We start from the raw sequence: 19,306 nt of genomic DNA on the forward strand, positions 1-19,306 counted from the left end.
AATCTTAAGTGTTAAAGAAACTTATATATGCGGTGGTATTTATATTATCAATGGTATTAGTAGTTAAAGGAAATTTAATAGATGGATATACTGGTTTATTAACTATGATGATAGGTTTAATTGGAATATTATCAGAATTACATTTATATAACAAAAAATATCAATAGCAATATAATGGTATTTTAAAGCAAGAATAATATATGAAGAACGTTTACAAAGAAATATAATATATGTATAAATTATTATAAAAGGGAAAGGGAGGATATAATTATGAAAAAGAAAAAATTAGCAATTCTATTATGTGCATGTATGTTAGTAACAACATTAGCAGGCTGTGGAGATAGTGTTAAAACTAGCGGATCAGCAGATAATAAAGTACTTAAAATAGCAGCTTTTGAAGGTGGATACGGTAAAACACATTGGGAAAAGTTGAAAGAGAACTTTGAAAAGACACATAAAGGAGTTACTGTAGAATTAACAGTAGCACCAAATCTTGAAGAAGTTATAAGACCACAAATTCAAGCTGGTAACATACCAGATGTTGTATATTTAGCAACAAGTAGGAAAGATGCACTAACTGAAACTTTTATAAAAGAGCAATCATTACATGATTTATCAAATATGTTAGATAAAACAATTCCAGGAGAAAAAGTAAAAGTAAAAGATAAAATTCTTCCAGGGTTTTTAGAAACATCAGGAACAAATCCATATTCAGATGGAAAAACTTATTTAGCACCATTGTTCTATAGCCCAACAGGAATGTTTTACAATAAGGCGTTAATGAAAGAAAAGGGATATGATATTCCAAAAACTTGGGATGAAATGTTTACTTTAGGGGACAAAGCTAAAAAAGATGGGCTATCATTATTATCTTATTCAACATCAGGATATTTTGATTGTACATTAGGAGCAATGCTTGCATCGGCAGGTGGTGTAGATGCATTTAATGGAGCTATGAGTTATAAAGAAGGTTTCTGGAAGACTGATGAGGCTAAGCAAGTTTTAGATACAGTAGCAAAAATGAAAAATTACTTAGAGCCATCAGTTGTTGCAAATGCTAACAGCCAAGGATTTAAAAATAATCAACAATTAGTTTTAGATAATAAAGCATTATTTATTCCAAATGGAACATGGTTACCAGATGAGATGAAGGATGCTCCAAGAGCAGCAGGTTTTGATTGGGGATTCATGGCATATCCATCATTTAAAGCTAATGGGGGTAATTACTCATTAAACTTCTTAGAACAAATGTATATTCCAAAAGAAGCAGCTAATAAAGAATTAGCAGAAGACTTTATGGCATATATGTATAGTGATGAAGCAGTTGGGATTATTGCAGAAAATGCAAAAGCAGTTGTACCAGTTAAGGGGTCTATTGAAATAGCTAAAAAATATTTAGAACCATTACAAGTAGAAATGTTAAGTGTTTATGATAATGGAGCATTACCAATAATGGGTAACTTTGTAGCTACAACTCCAGTAGAGGGTGTTAACTTTGGAGATATTTATACTGGAACAGTAGATTCAATAATGACTGGAAATAAAACAGTTGCAGATTGGCAAAAGGCTTTAGAAGAAGCAAGTGATAAGCTAAGAGCAGCAATAATAAAATAAGAAAATTTCAAACAAATAGATGGGGATGTTTATAATAGAGCATCCCCATTGTTATAGAAAATTTTGAAAAATAAATAGGTGAAAAAGAGGTGGAATGGGATGTATTACTTAGGAGTTGACGGGGGAGGTACAAAAACAAGATATATTTTAATAGATGAAAAATTTAAAAAGCTTGTTGATGTAGAAAGAGGTACTATTCATATACACCAAGTAGGAATAGATACTTTAAGAGATGAACTAACAAATACTATAGAAAGTATTTGCATAGAAGCAAAGATAAGAAAAAACGATATAGATTATATATTTTTAGCTATACCAGGTTATGGAGAAAGCATAGAAGATAGACTAATTATAGATTCAACAATTTCAAAAATATTAGAAGGAATTCCATATTCTATAGATAATGATTGTGTAGCTGGATGGGCTGCAGGGACAGGGTGCAGTGAGGGAATTAATATAGTAGTAGGTACTGGAAGCATTGCTTTTGGTAAAAATAAATATGGGGAAACATCCAGAAGTGGTGGCTGGGGACCGGTAATTGGAGATGATGGTAGCGCCCATTGGATAGGTTTAAAAGTAATAAATGAGTATACAAAGCAAAAAGATGGAAGAAAATCAGAAACACAATTATTAGAAATTCTAGAAAGAGAAATGGAAATTAAACATTACTATGGAATAGTAGATTTAGTATTCAATAAATACAAGCTATCAAGAACCGAGATAGCTAGTTTTTCAAAGATAGCAGCTTTAGCTGCAGAAGCTGGCTGTCCTGTGTGTAAGGGGATATTTGAAAAAGCAGCAGAAGAATTATTTTTACACATTATTTCCTTATCAAAGGAATTAAATTTTGATGATGAATTTATTGTTTCGTATACAGGAGGTGTATTTAAAGCAGGGGAATTAATATTAAAACCTATGGCTGAAATGATAGAGAAGGAAAAATTGAAATGTAAGCTAACAGAGCCAAAGCTTGAGCCTTGGAATGGCGCAGCACTAATGGCATACTCGTTATCTGGTCGAGATATACCTGAAAATTATACATTTAAATAGAAAGAATTAATTAAGAGGGGTAGATTATATGGCAAAGCATGCAATGAATAAAAGAATTGCTATTATTATTGCAGCAACTATAGTAGCAGGGCAAATGCCGGTAAAAACTATTGCTAATCCATTGGAAAATGCAGTAGAAATACAATCCACAAAAGAAGTTAGTGGAGAAGAGCCTTATATACAAGATTATAATGATGACGCAGGATTAACATGGACAAGGTTAGTTGGTACTGGAGATATAAGTAAAAATAAGGACAGTGGTACATTAAATATTAAAAGAGGAAATGAAAATAACAACTTAGTATTTATAGAAGAACAATCTCCAAGTTTACAAGATGGAGAAGCAGAAATAAAATTTATGATTAATCCATCAGCATCAGATAATGTAGCAGGAAGATTTGGATTGGTATTTAGAGGGAAAAGTGCAACTGAATATGGGTTTATAGGGTATAACAATAATGGAAAGTGGTTAATAGAGACATCTACAGCTTGGAAAGATGATATTGATGGTCCTAAACTTAATGCTGGTGAATGGGTAACTATGAAGGTAAGGATTGTTGGAACTAAAATTACTTTAATAGTAAATGGAGAAAAAATATTTGAAGAGGCTGTTACAATGGATAATTGGCCTAAAGATGCAGGGAAATTTGGATATAGAACATGGTATGATAACAAGGATATAAAGATAGATTACTTAAAATGTGGAGTAGTAGGCTCCTTAGAAGATGCAGAGTTACCAGAAATGGTAATAGAAAGTGTAGAAAATGTTAAAGTAGAAACTTATCCAAGGTTGAAACCGAAATTACCGAAAAAAATTAATGTTAAATATACTGATGGATCTTTAGCTACTAAAGATGTGGCTTGGGATTATTTTGATAAGGAAAGATATAGTAAAGCAGGCACGTTTAATGTTACGGGAATAGTAGATGGAACTAAGATAAAAGCAGAAGCTATAGTAACTGTTAAGGGAGATGCTATTCTTTATGAAACAAACTTTGATACTGAAGAATCTAAAGGTGATTGGAAAGTAATTCAAGGAAAAGGAACTCCATTAATAGAAAATGGCGCTATTAAAGTGCCTATGAATGGAGTAGCGACAGCTGTAGATATGAATGCATCAAATGTAAAGGATTTTATATACGAAACTGATTTTACAGTTGATAGTGACCAAGGTAGAGTAGGCTTATTATTTAGATATTCTTCAGAATCACAATGGGGAGCTATTTGTTATGATGCTGGTTCTTGGATATGGAAAAATGGAGAAGGTCAATATGGTGGATTTCCAGGTACATTTAAATTAGAAAAAGGTATTAAATATAAAATGAAGCTAAAGGTAGAAGATAGCAATGTTGCTTTATGGATGAATAATGAACTTGTTGGAAAAGCAGCTATTCCTAATTTACCAAGTTCTCCAGGAAAAATTGGTTTAAGTGGATGGTTTGGTAATAAAAATGTAACTTTAGATAATATTAAAGTAGAAGAATTAGTACCTATAGCGCCACCAGTAATTGAGGAGTCTTATGGAGTAATTGAATCAGATAAAATGAAAGTTAAAATAGATAAAAACTTTCCAAGAGTAATAAATTATACTTGGAAAACTGATGGACAAGTGCTAGCAGGGGAAGAAGAACAATTATATGTTATGGAAGTTAATGGAGATAAATATATTCCTAAAGTTACATCAACAGTAAATGAAAATTCAGTGGATTATAAACTAAAGATAAATGAAATAGGAATGGAAATATCTTTAAAGATGATTATTAAAGAAAATAAATTAAGAATGGAAGTAACAGGGATAGAGGAAGGTGAAACTAAGTTACAATATTTAAACTTTCCAAATCAAAACTTAGCATCAGTAACTAGTAGAGATTTAGGAAAAACGGCTTCAGTAGTTACAACTGGAGATTGGAATAATATAATTGAAGAATTTGGTGATGTTAATGATTTAGAACCAGGAACTAAAGGGAAAACTTATGCATTTATAAATAATGATAAGTTTGCTGTAACAGTAGATAATAATACTATAGAAGGCGGAAATAGAGTAGTATTAAGTACTGAAAACAGAGGCGATGAAAGTGGTAACTTTAAAAAAACTGGTATAGCAAATGGTACTTGGACATATAAAGAGGTAGTTTCAGATAAAACAGATTTAGGAACTAACTACTTCCAAAAAGAGCTACCATGGTCAGAGGTAATAATTGCAAGAGATGAAAATAAAGATAGCAAGATAGATTGGCAGGATGCAGCAATATTATATAGGGATAATATGAAGATTCCAGTTGGTGGAACAGACATTAAAAATAATATGTCATATATAGATTTTAATATAGGATATACCCAAAATCCATTTCTAAGATCACTAGATACAGTTAAGAAATTATCTAATTATACTGATGGGTTTGGACAATTAGTGCTTCATAAGGGTTATCAAGCAGAAGGCCATGATGATTCACATCCAGACTACGGTGGACATATAGGAATAAGACAAGGTGGCACAAAAGATTTCAATAAGCTTATTGAAGAAGGTAAAAAATATAATGCTAAAATAGGTGTGCATATAAATGCTACAGAATATATGTTAGATGCATTTGAAACACCAGAGACAATTGTAAATAAAAATGCACCAGGATGGGGATGGTTAGATCAAGCTTATTATGTTGATCAAAGAAAAGATATAACAACAGGTGATTTATTTAGAAGATTGGACATGCTTAAAGCGGATGCACCAGATTTAAGTTGGGTCTACGTTGATGTATATACTGGAAATGGATGGAATGCACATCAATTAGCTGAAAAGGTTAACTCATTAGGTTATATGATAGCAACAGAAATGAATGGACCATTAGAACAAAATATCCCATGGACTCACTGGGGTGGTGACCCTGCATATCCAAACAAAGGTAATGCGAGTACAATTATGAGATTTATGAAAAATGATACTCAAGATTCATTTTTATCAGATCCTCTTATAAAAGGTAATAAACATTTATTAGCTGGAGGATGGGGAACAAAGCATACAATAGAAGGTGAATATGGAACTGAAGTATTCTACAATCAAGTATTACCAACTAAGTATATGCAAAACTTTAAGATAATGACTATGAATAAGGATGAAGTAACTTTTAAAAATAATTTAAGAGCAGTTAGAGAAGGTGAAAATATTAATTACTATAAAGATAGTAGATTAGTAGCAACTACACCAGAAAACTCAATAAATGAAAAAGGAATAGGGAAAACTAAATTATTCTTACCATGGAATCCGGTAGAAGAAGATGAAAAAATATACCATTGGAATCCATTAGGAACAACATCAATATGGGATTTACCAAGTAAATGGGCTGGGAAATCAAAACTATATCTATATGAATTAACTGACCTTGGAAGAACTTATGTTGAAGATATTGATGTAGTAAATGGAAAGGTTAAATTAGATGTTAAAAAAGATACTCCATATCTACTGTTAAAAGAACTAGATAAAGAAGATAGAATATCAGATTGGGGAGATGGCGCTCAAATTAAAGATCCAGGATTAGATTCACAATCATGGGATTATTGGAACAAGGATTCAACAAATAAAAATACAGATCATATTTCAATATATAATGAAGAGATTGCAACAAGAAAAGGAAATGATGTAATAAAAGTTAATGGTAATAATGGTGCAGATGCAACTATTAAGCAAGAAATTACAGAGTTAAAAGAAGGTAAGACATATTCAATTTCATCATGGGTTAAGAATGATGATAATAGAGAAGTTAAATTGGAAGTGAACTGTAATGGAGAAAAGGTTGAGAATGTAATAACTAGAGCAGGAAGACAAAGGCAAGGTGAAGGTGTTAAATGGTTTGATGATACATTTACAAGAATGGAAGTGGAGTTTAAAGTTCCAAAGGGAGCAAGTGAAGCAACTATTACTATGAATGTAGCTAAGGGGGATAAAGATTCTACAGTATTAATAGATGATTTTAGAATATGGGAACATCCAGGTCATACAAATAAGGATGGATATGTATTCTATGAAGATTTTGAAAATGTAGATGAAGGTATTACACCATTCTTCTTAGCACCAGGAAGAGGTTACTCAAATAGGTCTCACTTAGCAGAGAAAGATATGCAAGGAAGACAATATATGAACTGGGTTCTTGATGGAAGATTCTCATTAAAAACAAATCAAGAACCTGATGAAATAGGTGAGATGTTAATTACAGAAGAATCAACATTTAAGCTGGAGAAAAATAAAGAATATGAATTGGGATTTATCTACTCATTAGCGGATGCATCTCCAAATTATTCAGTAACTATAAAATCATTATCAAAAGGTAAACTTGTAAATATACCATTAAAGGCAACTACTGATGAGAAAGGTAAGATTACACATAAATTTATAACAGAAAATGTAGATGACTACTATTTATCAATAGATAAACAAAAGGGCTTTAAAGAGTTAATAGTAGATAATATTTATGTAACAGAAATAAAAAATGAAGTTAAAAATGTTGATATTAAATCAGTTAATATTGCAACATCACTTAATGAACTAAAAGTTGGACAATCTACAGAACTTTTAATAAATGGATTAATGGCTGATAACTCAGTAGCTAACCTAGATGGAGCGATTATAGATTATATTGTTGATAATAAAGAAGTTCTTTCAATTACAGATGGGAAAGTTAAGGCATTAAGTAGTGGAGATACTAATGTATATGCAACTGTTACATTGAATAATAAAACAGTAACAACAAATACTTTAGTAATTAAAGTTAAAGGTGAAGTAGTTGTAGATAAGGTTAAATTAGGATCAATAGTATCTGATGCAAATAAGTTAAATAGAGATGATTATACAGTGGAAAGTTACAATAGCTTTGAAGGTATGTTAAATACGGCTAAAGAAATATTAGTAAATGAAAAAGCTACTCAAGAAGAATTAAATGATGTAAATAAGAGATTAGTTGAGGCGATGTCTAGATTAGTTAAGAATGTAGATAAAGATAAAGAAGATATTAAAACTGTTAACAAATCTGAGTTAGAGGATTTAATTAATAAAGTAGCTAAGTTAGATGAAGGTAAATATACACAAGATAGCTGGAGTGAATATTTAACTGTAGTAAATAAAACAAAGGATATATTAGCAGAAGTAAATGTTAGCCAAGAATTAGTAGATAATTCTTTGGCAGAGATAGAAAAAGCTAGAGTAGAATTAAAAGAAATATCAAAGTTACCATCTACAGGTGGAATACCATCAGTAGCAGTAGGTGGTTTGGGCGCATTAGTAGCTGGATTGGGATATACATTATTTAAAAGAAAAAAATAGTATAGGTAGAAACTAAATAAAAATAGGAGTATTAATTTGATTTAATATTCCTATTTTATATATATAAAATTATAGTAATAGGTCATATCCAAATAAATAATAAGCGGGTAAGTGTTTATGCATAGCATATTTATATACACTAAGGTATTTACAAACTCTTTATTCAATCTAGTAACTTATAATATTACCTTAAGATAAATTTATAAATAACATATATAAATAATGATAAAAAAAATATCCCGTGTATTAAATACACAATCTTAGATAGTTTATTTAGCTTTTTCTCGCTTGTCTTATATTCGTGTCTAGTGAATTTTTCTTTTAGAGCAGGAGCCTGACTAAAAATAACTCCTGTGAAAATTACACTTACGTATAAAAGCAATTCATCGTATCTGATAAAACCTACATTGTTTTCGAAAAAATTAAATTTTAAAATTGCATTTAAAGTTGTTAGGATATTCATAATTATTGAAATATTAAATAGCGTATTTACAATTTTTTTACTCTTTATTTGTAATGAAATAACAATCCCTTTTGAGCTAAGAAAATTTAACAATAATGTTAATATACTTAAAGTTTCTATAGAGAAGAAAAGTACGTGAACACTAATGTTTTCCTTGCCAATTAGTAGCATATAATAACCATATCCAATTAAAAGTAAAATAGTTAGAACAATAGAAATTTTAAGTGCTTTATACAAATGATATTGCTCTAATTCATCTTCAGCACTTAATAAAGTAATAAAGAATATTAAAGTGATAGCAGCAACAAAAAGAGCATGCATAGATATTAATATATTTTCTATATTATTCATTCTTCTTCCTCCACTTTTTCAAAAATTTCATCAATACTTCTGTTGAAATATTTAGCTATAGAAAAAGCAAGCTTTAAAGACGGATTAAAAGTTCCGCGTTCAATTTCTAAAATAGTACTTCTATTTATTCCTAAATCAATAGCTAAGTCTTCTTGGGTTAAATTTTTTTCTGCTCTAAGAACCTTAATTTTTGTATTAAACAATTTTTCTCTTTTTGACATAGCACACCTCTTTATAAATGTATTATAATGTAAATGTTGATTATAGTCAACAAAAAGTTGTGTATAGTAATCTTTAGGTAAAAGGAAGATTATTATTGAGGCATTTAAATAGAAAAGTAATTATAGAATTTTTAAATACGAAATATTTAAAAATTAAATGATTAATTATTAGATATTTATTTTAATATGTATTATGTGGACGAAATGTTAAATTTATAACGATATAATGTTAAATTTAACTAATTGTTATGTTATAATAAACTTATTATGTATATTTTTTATAACACTTATGTTTGAATAATAGTAAATGATAAGGAAAATATTAAGAAAATATTAAGAAAGTTGAGTGCTTTTAATTAAGAAAACACAGGTAAAATTATAATCAATAGAAAAGAATTTAAAAAATAGAAAGCGGGGAAGTAAAAATGAAGAAGAAACTTTCAAAGAAGGCAAAAGTTGGTCTAATTGTTGCGGGGGCGGTAGTATCAATTGCTATTGTTGTAGCGGCAGGGCTTGCAGTGAAAAATAGTGCTAATAATAGTAGTTCAAAAACAGCAGATTTAAATAGTGAAGTTGTTTATGAAGTTACTGGGGAAGAACCATTAAAATTTAAAGGAAATAGTATAATAAGTAAAGAACAGAATATTGTTGTAGATAAAACTCAAGGAGAGGTAAAGGATTTAAAGGTAGAAGATAAGCAGGATGTTAAGGCAGGAGATGTTCTTTTTACATATCATTCAACTCAAGCAACTAATGAAAAGGAAAAATTAAATAGTCAAATTAATTCTAATTCAGAAAAAAGTCAAAGAAGTAAAAAAAATAAAGACGCGTTAAATAATGAATTAAACAGTTTGACAAAAAAAATAGAAACCGAAAAAAGTAACAGCCCTGCAGGGGAGCCAAGCCAAGCAGTTATGGGGCTAACTCAAAAGAATGAAGAAATAAAGGCTAAAATAGAGGGAGAGCAGACTTCTATTAATGCTTATAATGATGTTATAAGTGAGTTAACAGCTCAAAGAGATTTATTATCAAAACAGGAAAAGAAAAATATAACCGCTGAAATTGATGGGATTGCATATATTTATGAGAAAGGTTTATCAGATATTACATCTCCATATATAAGAATTGTATCTAAAGAACCTTTAATAAAGGGCGAAGCTTCAGAATTTGAGATAGAAGGTATTAAGGTTGGAGATAAAGCCATGGTTAAAGTTGTTAGTACAGATGAGATGATTAAGGGCATAGTTACTTCTATAGATGAGTTGCCAGCTTCTTCTATAGATGGCAAATCACTAAGTTATACATTTAATATCAAACAAGAGAAACCAATTAGAATAGGATTTAATGTAGAAATTAAATTAAATTATGATGGATTAATAATACCAAAAGAATGTGTAATAGAAGAGGATTCTAAGTTATATGTTGCAAAGAGCGAGGAGACAAGCTTTGAAAAAGTAGAAATTAAAGGGTTGTTAGATGGTGAAAATTATACCCTAGAAAATGATGCTATAAAAATTGGAGATAAGATATCAAAGACACCTATTGAATCTCTAAAAGTTGAGGTAAAATAATGATAGAGTTAAAAAATGTAAATAAATTTTATTCTACAGGTGAGGAAAAGCTACATGCCTTAAAGGATATAAACCTAAAAATTGAAGAAGGCGAGTTTCTAGCTATTATGGGACCTTCTGGATCTGGTAAATCTACAATGATAAAGATATTAGGGTTGCTAGACAATAGTTTTGAAGGCGAATATTTAATGCTAAATAAAGATGTTAGAAGCTTATCAGATGATGAGTTAAGTTCTTTTAGAAATGAAAAAATAGGGTTTATATTTCAGGATTTTAATCTTATAAAAAGATTGTCTGTTAAGGAGAATATTGAGTTACCAATGCTTTATAAAGGCTGTTCAATGAAAGAAACTAAGGGCATAGTAATTGAGGCTTTAAAGAAGGTTAAGTTAGAACATAAAATAAACAAATATCCAACACAGTTATCTGGAGGGCAACAACAAAGGGTTTCTATTGCAAGGTCATTAGTTAATAAACCTAAAATTATAATAGCAGATGAACCTACAGGGGCACTAGATAGTACTACTTCCAAAGAAATAATGGAAATATTTAAAGACTTAAACAAAGAGGGAATAACTATAATTTTAATTACTCATGATATTAATGTTGCAAGAAAGTCAAATCGAATTATGAGTATATTTGATGGGGAACTTAAGGAAGGGGAGATGTAAGATGAAGTTTAAGGTTTTGATTTTGTCCGCCTTAAGAAACTTAAATAGAAATAAAAAGAGATCATTTTTAACTATGCTTGGTATAATAATAGGAATTGCATCAGTTATTACAATAGTTGCTTTAGGAAATGCAACCAAAGATAAAATGATAAAAAGTATTACTGGAGAAAATAATGGGGAAATAAAGCTACAAGCAATGTTTGTAAATAAAGATGTAAATATTGATATATCTAGTCAGGGGACATTTTCTAATTTAGAGAAGAAATCTGTAGAAAAATTAGAACAGGTTGATAAGGTAGCGTTAGTATATGGAAACGGGGCTTCGATAGAATCAGTAAATATAAGAAATAAGGATTTTCAAGGCTATGTTAAAAAAGTAAAAAGTAGTAGTGAACCTAATATTATAGGAAGAAATGTTACAGAAAGTGATAATACAAATAATAGGAAAGTTGTGGTGATATCTGAAAGGATATTAGAAGAGAGCAAGTTTGATAATAATAAGATTGTAGGATCAATAGCTACAATTAAGGGTATTAATTTTGAAATTATTGGTATTATACCAAAACCAGAAGAGGAAGAGATAAGTTTTAGCCCCCCTTCTGATATATGTATTTCAGAGAATACATATAATAAGTATTTGGATAAAGAAAAAATACCACTAGGACTAGATATAACATTGAAAAAAGGAATGGATATAAAGGAATCAACAAAAGCTATTGAAGATAAATTAAATGATATTGGAAGTAAAAGACAGTATGGAAAATATTCTGTTATGGACTCAAGTGGAGGAATAAAGATGCTTGGAGGGATACTTGATAAATTAACGATATTTATAGCAACAGTTGCAGGGATATCCTTGTTTATAGCAGGGGTTGGTGTAATGAATATGGTATATACCTCTATTTCTGAAAGAACCTTAGAAATAGGAATAAAAAGAGCTATAGGAGCTAAGAAAAAGGACATAAGAAGAGAGTTTCTATTAGAAGGTATTGTAATCACTTTAACAGGTGGATTAATTGGTTATATAGTTGGTATTATTGTTGCAATGATAATTTCTGTATTTATAAAAATGAAAGTATCGCCAGATATATTTACAGCATCAATTGCAATAGGACTATCGGTACTTATTGGATTACTATCAAGCATATTACCAGCAAGGAAAGCTGCTAATGCAAATACAGTAGATATATTAAAATAAGAAATTATACTATTTTAAGATCCATTAATAGATTATAAAAAAATGAGTATAAAAAGATAGACCACACCTTTTACTAGGGTGTGGTCTATCTTATATAGATATTACTGCCATTGCTATTTATCTTTTAATGAATCAAAATAATTCCCTTCTATTATTGAATCTGCAACTTTAAATATGTCATTTAAATGTTGTATTTCTTTTTCATTTTTTGGAGTACCCATAATATCACCATTATTTAGAAGAGTTGCATCTCGTTCTGTGTTTACTAGAACTCTTCCCATAGAGGTATTTTCAAACTTGCTTCTATCTACACCTAATAAATATGATATTGTTGGTAGAAAATCTGATTGTCCACCAGCCTTAGATATTACTTCTTCTTTAAGTCCTTTTCCATATACAATAAATGGTATTTTTTTATTGTTATCTTTCCACCAATCACCTTCAAGTGGGGCATCTTGTATTTTATCTTCATAGAACTTATGAACACCACAGTGATCTCCATAAATCATAAGTACAGTATTATCTAACTGTCCATTTTTATCTAATTCTTCTATAAATAATTTTATAGCCTCATCTGTATATCTAACACTTTGGAAGTAGCCTCCAAGCATGTTTTCATCTAATTCCTTTGGTAAATCTAAATATTTTTTATCCTCTGGCATATCAAAAGGTCCATGACTTGTTAGCGTTGAGATGACAGTGTAAAAAGGTTCACTTTCGGATTTTAGTTTTTGTGATATCTGTCTTAAATATGACTCATCTGATAAGCCAGGTCCTATAAGTTCATCCTGGTTAAAGGTATTTAAATCCCATATTTTATCAGCACCGAATGATTTATGTGGTTCTGCCCAGTTCCAACTTCCAGGTAACTCTGCATGAGTAGATATAGAAGTATAACCTTCATTATTTACTATGTTTTGTAATGAGTTATATGAAACCCATGGATAAGAAAGGAAAGCGGTCCCTTTTCTTACTGGAAATATTGATGTATTAACTAGCAAATCTGCATCTGAACTAGTTCCTGAATTATTTTGTTCATATATATTATCAAAATATAAACTTTGTGATAATAGTTTATTTAAAGTAGGGGTTATTTCTTGTCCGTATACTTTTTGATTTATAACAAAATTTTCTAGAGATTCTACTTGAATGGCTATTAAATTTTTTCCCTTAACCATTCCCTTATATTTATTATCGGGAATATTTTCTTTATTGTTGTTCATCCAAGTTTCTATATCTTTAATATTTTCGCTACTTAATTCTCTAGTCTTATCACTGAAAAAAGTTAAATCATACCCATGAAACCCTAGTGGACTCATATCACTAAATGTTTGAAATGGTGCCCATGATAGTCTAAATAAAGATTGTCCAGGTATTTTACTTTTAATATCAATAAAGTTATGTGCTATACCTATAATAAATGCACTTATTAAAAATATTGAAATAGATTTTATTACCCTTAAACATAGTTTTGGAGTATATTCATATTCTTTTAAATTAGTGAATTTATAAACAATAAATAAAACTATAAAATCTATAAAGAATAATAAATCAACTATTTTAAAGTTGAATAAATTTCCGCTTATTGGATTGAATATATCCGGATGTATCAAATGTCTTATTGATAAAAATGTTCCATTACTTCTGTAATACCATATATCAGCAATGAAAATAATTGTTACAATAAGATCAATTATTATAGAGGCTCTTAGCTTCCCCTTTTCTTTAAATATATAAATTACACTTAGTATTAATGTTATTATAGCTAAATGTATTCCAATAGCTGGAACACCAAAATACATTTTAGTTATATTTATGCTAGCAGATCCTGGTGTTCTTAGTAGAGATAATAGAAACATTGATTTTATTTGAATTATTAATACCATAAATAAAAATAACCAGTTATTTTTAACTATTTTTTTAAGTTTCTCTTTCATTTTTATATCCTCCATTAATTTCCTTAATTATTTATTAGTTCTTTATATTGTATATCAAATTTTTATCCATATCTAGAAAAATAATAAATATATAGAGGATTATTTGTTATAATATAGTAATTAGTATAATAAACAGCGGTTAATTATATAATTAAGACAGATTTAGTTTGAATTTAGATATCGTTAAAGGATAGTTTGTTAACACTTATTATATATTGTAATAATATATAATAAGTGATTTGTGGAGAGGATAATATGAATACATTATCTAGTTTAGTATATATGAACATAGATTTAGTTCAGGATTTATCTTCATTATTAATTGATGGATATTTAGATAGTAAATCAATAAGAGAGGCTCATGATGAAACTACATCTAAAAAAATACAATCATTGACTAAAAATCAACTTACAAATGATTTAAAAAAGACAAAAAATGATAAGGACATTAATAAAGTTACAGATGAAAACTGCTTGGAATATGTGGATAATACAAAAGCTTTAGAAGGTAGAACTTATGGAAGAAATGAGGTTACTTATAAAAAGGTATATTCATTATTTTATTTTTATAATATTTTAATACCAACAATGAAAAGGTTGAATTTAATAAGATCTATTACAGCTAAAGATATAATAGATAATAATGTATATGATGGTGAATTTGTTGAATTTCATGGAAATATGAGTATTAACATACTATCAAATACTATTGAAAATACAATAAATATATTGAAGTCATATAATATTAAAACTTTAGATGAAAGAGTATATACTAAGGATATAGGCCCTTTAACCTATACTATGATAGTTGATATATTAACATATATAAATAAAGAGTTAGCTAGAAATAATACCTTTGATTGTTTAGTAAATATGGGCAATTCAAATGCAGTTTTAAATTTGAATTTTAATTATGTAGATAAAAAAGGCGCTTTATATGATATAGCACAGTGTAACTGCAAGGTTTTTGGAAAAGTATGTAAGGTTGCCACAAAAAAGACTGAACATATAAGTTTACTAAGGAAAACAGGTTTAGATTCATACTATGAGACTTTATTAACTTCTATTAATCCATATCTTATTTTATTAAATGATTCAGGATATTTAATTCCATTAGATATAATAACAGATATATATTCACCGGCAATTCAAGTTATACCGGTAGGTATAAGTGTATGACTTATTTTTTTGTATGATAAAATATTTTTTTGAAAATAGTAGTGAATATGATAATAATAACATTAGGAGATGAAATCAGAATGAATAAGTTAAAAAAAGGAGATGTTATTGGTATTTTTTCACCGTCAGCACCAATAACGTGTATTTGCCCTAATAGATTTAGTAGGGCAAAAGAATTTTTGAAAAATAAAGGATTTAATCTGTTAGAGGGTACTTTAACTGGAAAGAGTGATTTCTATAGGTCAGGTAGTATAAAAGAAAGAGCAGATGAATTAAATGAGTTAATAAGAAATCCTGATGTTAAGTGTATAATGTCAACTATAGGAGGTATGAATTCTAATTCAATAGTTCCTTACATAGATTATGATGCATTTAAGAAAAATCCTAAAATTATTATAGGATATTCAGATGTAACAGCAATTTTACTTGCTATATATGCAAAAACAGGAATAACCACCTATTATGGTCCAGCATTAGTTGCATCTTTTGGTGAATGGGAACCTTTTGTAGAAGAGACATATGAATATTTTGAAGATATTACTATGAATTCAATTGGAAAATCTAAAATATTAGAGATGCCTAAATATTGGACAGATGAGTATATTAATTGGGAAGCGCAATATAAGAGTAAAGAATGTAGAGAAAATCAGTGGATCACAGTATATGAAGGGGTTACTACCGGTAGGTTAATTGGTGGTAATTTAAATACTATGGAGGGCATATGGGGAACTGAGTATATGCCAGAAATAAAAGAGGGTGATATCTTATTTATTGAAGATTCATTGTTGGATGCTGCAACTATTGAAAGAAGTTTTTCGTTATTAAAACTAAGTGGAGTTCTAGATAAAGTGTCAGGAATAATTCTTGGAAAGCATGAATTATTTAATGATTTAAAAACTAGGAGAAAACCTTATGAAATATTAGTAGAAGTGTTGGGGGATAGAAAAATTCCATTTATTGCTGATTTTGATTGCTGTCATACTCACCCTATGATGACTCTTCCAATAGGATGTAAAATTAAATTAGATACTACAAAAAAAGAGGTGTCTATTATTGAATAGACAGTATGATTACATGTTTCAGATGATGAAACAATTTCTATATAAAAAGGATAGCTAGTAAAATTAATTATATTTTACTAGCTATTTTAAAATAGACAGTCCTATGAAACTTTCATTGGCCTATCTAAATGATGAATTAACATTTTTCGAGTTATTTCTAGAACTAATCTAATTGCTTTGTTTTAGCTATAACTATTTCTCTTATACAAACATCTTGTGGCTGACTATAAGCAAATTCTATACAATTTGAAATTTGTAGTGGGTCTAATCCACTTTCTATAGTTTTTTTCCACTCATCATAATTATCTTTAATTTCTTCATTTGTAGTATGACTTAATAATGGAGTGTCTACTACTCCTGGAGCTATGACAATAACTCTAACATTTGAATCTGCCACTTCTTTTCTTATATTTTCTGTTATTGCATGTACTGCAAATTTTGTACCACAATATATTGAATGGTTATCAAATGTTTTTCTTCCAGCTATTGAACTAATATTTATTATTGTTCCTTCATTTCTTGATTTCATATCACCAAGGACTATATGTATACCGGTAAGAATACCTTTTATATTTACGTCTATCATATTACTCCATTCTTCAAAAGCTTGTACTTCTGGATGACCTAAAAGCATTAATCCAGCACAGTTTATTAATAAATCTACCTTACCGTACTTTTCTTCAGCCTCTTTTATTGCTTCTCTCATTTTTTCTAAATCAGTTACATCTACTGATTTACATAATGAATTAGGTAGATTTAAATCTTCCATTTTATCTAAGCTTCTTGATAATAATAAAGTTGGATGACCTTTTTTAGAAAATTGAGTAGCTAAACATTTTCCTATTCCTGAACTTGCACCTGTGATTATAACTAATTTTTTCATAGTTTATCCTCCTGATTGTATTATTAAATAATTTGTACTATTATTATACTTAATAAAATATATAAATATAAGTAAGCACAATTATGTAACTTAGTTACATAAAGGTAACTAAAGACGCAATTAATTTAAAAATGTATTAATGGAGGGTTTATGAGTAAGCGAATTGTAACATGTGAAATGGAAGTCACACTTGATGTTATAGGTGGAAAGTGGAAACCTTTAATTTTATATATATTAATAGAGGAAGGAACTAAACGATTCGGGGAACTTAAATCGTTTATTAGCCACGTATCTCAAAAAACTCTTACATCACAGTTAAGACAACTTGAAGGTGATAAATTAATTTTAAGAGTAATATATCCTACTGTTCCACCTAAAGTAGAGTATTCTATAACAGCTAAAGGTAAAACATTATATCCTATTTTAGAAGCTATGTGCAGATGGGGTGAAGAAAATTCTGATGAGTATGAATTTATAAAGAAGCTCTGTGAATAAGGCATTGTAAAAAGACAAGAATACCTTATTTATTTAGAGATTCCTAAGGTATAGTAGAATATTGATCCTTCACAATACAAAAATATATTGTGAAGGATTTTTATTTGTTAAAAAGTAAAACCTTTTGGAGTAATGATTTGTCTAATTAGTGTAGGTACTTACTAGAAAACTATTGATAATAATTATCTGTAGATATATAATACAGATAAAAGGAAGTGGGAAAATGAATTCAGAAGAAATAAAAAATAAAAACGCAGAGGAAATTGAAGTAGATAAAAAGGTTAAATATCAATGTCTACACACTGAAGAGGTAAGAGAATGTACTTGCATCAGAAGTAAAGGGTTAGTTTTAGTAAAATAAATAATTAATGAATATATGTAAAAAAGCACAATTAATCTTATTAAGATATTGTGCTTTTTTTATTTAATTTTAAATAAGGCCCTTTGAAAAAATAGATGAAAAAATTATTAACTATATCTAAGATTACGGCTGTGCTCATATATTTGATTGCTATTTTTTGAACATGTATAAAGTGATATCTATATAAATTTTAATGGAAAATAGATACTAAGTTTTGATAAATTGACAATAAAATTAACTTCCTATAGAATAAAGCTATAATGTTAAACATGGTAGCTTTATGGAAGGATGATAAATATGAGTAGTGAAAATAGAAAGGATAAGTATTGTCTTAAAGGAGAGTTTTATGAAGCTCTTGAGATAGTAAATATGAATCTTGGTGGGGTTGTTCCTAATAGCTTTAGAAAAGAAGTTTATTCTGATTTAATAGATGTTTTTTATAGAAACCAAAGTGATAATAAGTCTTTTTCAGATGCCATGGGTTGTAGTTTAGATGATTTTATTGCTGATATTGTGGATACGTATTACTCAACTTTAGGTGGAGGAGAATATATAAATAACTTATTTCAAAATGCATTTTTATTATCTTTATTATGTGAAATTTTTTATATAGTAAATTCTTTAGTGGTGGGAGAATCAGGAGCACTTTCTTTTGCGACTATTATTATTGGAACAATTGGTTTTATATCAGGATTAATATGTTTTTATTGTAATTATAAGATTGTGTATAAACTTAAAGGTTGGAATAGACGTTTATTTAAAACATTTTTAATCTTGGCTCCACTTTATGTGGTTATTCTATTTCAAGATTCAATATATAATTTAACAAAACATATTCTAATTTCAAAAAAACTAGTATTAGGGATAATAATATTAGAAGCTATAATATATATTGTACTTATATTTAGGAATAGATTTTTTAAAAAAAATATAGGGTAGT

At 28.7% G+C, this 19,306-nt stretch carries 16 protein-coding genes; 12 read left to right on the forward strand and 4 right to left on the reverse strand.

Annotated elements, in window-relative coordinates:
• The first annotated feature begins 8 nt into the window (after positions 1-8).
• The 4 genes from J1C67_RS08560 (at position 9) to J1C67_RS08575 (ending at position 7,975) form a co-directional block, all read left to right on the forward strand.
• On the forward strand, positions 9-167 hold the full coding sequence (locus tag J1C67_RS08560; protein WP_167865832.1) for a DUF6903 family protein: 159 nt from the start codon (positions 9-11) through the stop codon (positions 165-167).
• A 103-nt stretch (positions 168-270) separates the two neighbouring features.
• Positions 271-1,614: a carbohydrate ABC transporter substrate-binding protein gene (locus tag J1C67_RS08565; RefSeq protein ID WP_167865863.1), complete on the forward strand. Its 1,344-nt coding sequence runs from the start codon at positions 271-273 to the stop codon at positions 1,612-1,614.
• Positions 1,615-1,713: 99 nt separating this feature from the next.
• The gene (locus tag J1C67_RS08570; RefSeq protein WP_167865862.1) at positions 1,714-2,664 is read left to right on the forward strand and encodes an N-acetylglucosamine kinase; all 951 of its coding nucleotides are present in this window, start codon (positions 1,714-1,716) and stop codon (positions 2,662-2,664) included.
• A 28-nt stretch (positions 2,665-2,692) separates the two neighbouring features.
• Positions 2,693-7,975 (forward strand): endo-alpha-N-acetylgalactosaminidase family protein, encoded by a 5,283-nt coding sequence (locus J1C67_RS08575; protein WP_167865861.1) that lies wholly within the window; start codon positions 2,693-2,695, stop codon positions 7,973-7,975.
• A 184-nt stretch (positions 7,976-8,159) separates the two neighbouring features.
• Here the strand turns inward: J1C67_RS08575 and J1C67_RS08580 are convergent, their stop codons facing one another.
• Positions 8,160-8,789, reverse strand: a complete 630-nt coding sequence (locus J1C67_RS08580) for a hypothetical protein (protein WP_167865860.1) — start codon at positions 8,787-8,789, stop codon at positions 8,160-8,162.
• Positions 8,786-9,010, reverse strand: coding sequence for a helix-turn-helix transcriptional regulator (locus tag J1C67_RS08585; RefSeq protein ID WP_167865859.1), 225 nt, complete (start codon positions 9,008-9,010; stop codon positions 8,786-8,788). The genes J1C67_RS08580 and J1C67_RS08585 overlap by 4 nt, the downstream gene beginning before the upstream one ends.
• A 425-nt stretch (positions 9,011-9,435) precedes the next feature.
• Between J1C67_RS08585 and J1C67_RS08590 the strand changes: the two genes are divergently transcribed.
• From J1C67_RS08590 to J1C67_RS08600, 3 genes are read left to right on the forward strand one after another with little or no spacing between them, the layout of a single operon-like run.
• Complete coding sequence (locus J1C67_RS08590) at positions 9,436-10,581, forward strand: HlyD family secretion protein (protein ID WP_167865858.1); 1,146 nt, start codon at positions 9,436-9,438, stop codon at positions 10,579-10,581.
• On the forward strand, positions 10,581-11,252 hold the full coding sequence (locus J1C67_RS08595) for an ABC transporter ATP-binding protein (protein WP_167865857.1): 672 nt from the start codon (positions 10,581-10,583) through the stop codon (positions 11,250-11,252). The genes J1C67_RS08590 and J1C67_RS08595 overlap by 1 nt, the downstream gene beginning before the upstream one ends.
• A 1-nt stretch (position 11,253) precedes the next feature.
• On the forward strand, positions 11,254-12,450 hold the full coding sequence (locus J1C67_RS08600) for an ABC transporter permease (RefSeq protein WP_167865856.1): 1,197 nt from the start codon (positions 11,254-11,256) through the stop codon (positions 12,448-12,450).
• Between the two features lie 113 nt (positions 12,451-12,563).
• Here J1C67_RS08600 and J1C67_RS08605 read toward each other — a convergent pair whose 3' ends face one another.
• Positions 12,564-14,387 carry an LTA synthase family protein gene (locus J1C67_RS08605; protein WP_167865855.1) on the reverse strand — a complete coding sequence of 608 codons (1,824 nt, stop codon included), beginning with the start codon at positions 14,385-14,387 and terminating at the stop codon, positions 12,564-12,566.
• Between the two features lie 255 nt (positions 14,388-14,642).
• Between J1C67_RS08605 and J1C67_RS08610 the strand changes: the two genes are divergently transcribed.
• Positions 14,643-15,566, forward strand: coding sequence for a hypothetical protein (locus J1C67_RS08610; protein ID WP_167865854.1), 924 nt, complete (start codon positions 14,643-14,645; stop codon positions 15,564-15,566).
• Between the two features lie 80 nt (positions 15,567-15,646).
• On the forward strand, positions 15,647-16,627 hold the full coding sequence (locus J1C67_RS08615) for a S66 family peptidase (RefSeq protein WP_167865853.1): 981 nt from the start codon (positions 15,647-15,649) through the stop codon (positions 16,625-16,627).
• 163 nt (positions 16,628-16,790) lie between these two features.
• On the opposite strand, the gene J1C67_RS08620 is transcribed toward J1C67_RS08615, so the two are convergent.
• Complete coding sequence (locus J1C67_RS08620; RefSeq protein ID WP_167865852.1) at positions 16,791-17,510, reverse strand: SDR family oxidoreductase; 720 nt, start codon at positions 17,508-17,510, stop codon at positions 16,791-16,793.
• Positions 17,511-17,660: 150 nt separating this feature from the next.
• On the opposite strand from J1C67_RS08620, the gene J1C67_RS08625 reads away from it, so the two are divergent.
• From J1C67_RS08625 to J1C67_RS08635, 3 genes are all read left to right on the forward strand, one after another.
• A complete protein-coding gene (locus J1C67_RS08625) occupies positions 17,661-18,005 on the forward strand; it encodes a winged helix-turn-helix transcriptional regulator (RefSeq protein WP_089966885.1) in 345 nt (114 codons plus the stop codon).
• A gap of 223 nt (positions 18,006-18,228) precedes the next feature.
• Entirely contained in the window at positions 18,229-18,366 is a 138-nt protein-coding gene (locus J1C67_RS08630; protein ID WP_167865851.1) for a hypothetical protein, read from the forward strand.
• A 297-nt stretch (positions 18,367-18,663) separates the two neighbouring features.
• Complete coding sequence (locus J1C67_RS08635) at positions 18,664-19,305, forward strand: hypothetical protein (protein ID WP_089966878.1); 642 nt, start codon at positions 18,664-18,666, stop codon at positions 19,303-19,305.
• The last annotated feature ends 1 nt before the right edge of the window (position 19,306 follow it).

The organism is Clostridium gasigenes (assembly GCF_017348895.1).
GTDB classification, from domain to species: domain Bacteria; phylum Bacillota; class Clostridia; order Clostridiales; family Clostridiaceae; genus Clostridium; species Clostridium gasigenes.

Excerpts from the sequence above, each read along its gene's own strand:
- J1C67_RS08565 (WP_167865863.1), top strand. The coding sequence starts at position 271 with ATGAAAAAGAAAAAATTAGCAATTCTATTATGTGCATGTATGTTAGTA.
- J1C67_RS08570 (WP_167865862.1), top strand. The coding sequence starts at position 1,714 with ATGTATTACTTAGGAGTTGACGGGGGAGGTACAAAAACAAGATATATT.
- J1C67_RS08575 (WP_167865861.1), top strand. The coding sequence starts at position 2,693 with ATGGCAAAGCATGCAATGAATAAAAGAATTGCTATTATTATTGCAGCA.
- J1C67_RS08580 (WP_167865860.1), bottom strand. The coding sequence starts at position 8,789 with ATGAATAATATAGAAAATATATTAATATCTATGCATGCTCTTTTTGTT.
- J1C67_RS08585 (WP_167865859.1), bottom strand. The coding sequence starts at position 9,010 with ATGTCAAAAAGAGAAAAATTGTTTAATACAAAAATTAAGGTTCTTAGA.
- J1C67_RS08590 (WP_167865858.1), top strand. The coding sequence starts at position 9,436 with ATGAAGAAGAAACTTTCAAAGAAGGCAAAAGTTGGTCTAATTGTTGCG.
- J1C67_RS08595 (WP_167865857.1), top strand. The coding sequence starts at position 10,581 with ATGATAGAGTTAAAAAATGTAAATAAATTTTATTCTACAGGTGAGGAA.
- J1C67_RS08600 (WP_167865856.1), top strand. The coding sequence starts at position 11,254 with ATGAAGTTTAAGGTTTTGATTTTGTCCGCCTTAAGAAACTTAAATAGA.
- J1C67_RS08605 (WP_167865855.1), bottom strand. The coding sequence starts at position 14,387 with ATGAAAGAGAAACTTAAAAAAATAGTTAAAAATAACTGGTTATTTTTA.
- J1C67_RS08610 (WP_167865854.1), top strand. The coding sequence starts at position 14,643 with ATGAATACATTATCTAGTTTAGTATATATGAACATAGATTTAGTTCAG.
- J1C67_RS08615 (WP_167865853.1), top strand. The coding sequence starts at position 15,647 with ATGAATAAGTTAAAAAAAGGAGATGTTATTGGTATTTTTTCACCGTCA.
- J1C67_RS08620 (WP_167865852.1), bottom strand. The coding sequence starts at position 17,510 with ATGAAAAAATTAGTTATAATCACAGGTGCAAGTTCAGGAATAGGAAAA.
- J1C67_RS08625 (WP_089966885.1), top strand. The coding sequence starts at position 17,661 with ATGAGTAAGCGAATTGTAACATGTGAAATGGAAGTCACACTTGATGTT.
- J1C67_RS08630 (WP_167865851.1), top strand. The coding sequence starts at position 18,229 with ATGAATTCAGAAGAAATAAAAAATAAAAACGCAGAGGAAATTGAAGTA.
- J1C67_RS08635 (WP_089966878.1), top strand. The coding sequence starts at position 18,664 with ATGAGTAGTGAAAATAGAAAGGATAAGTATTGTCTTAAAGGAGAGTTT.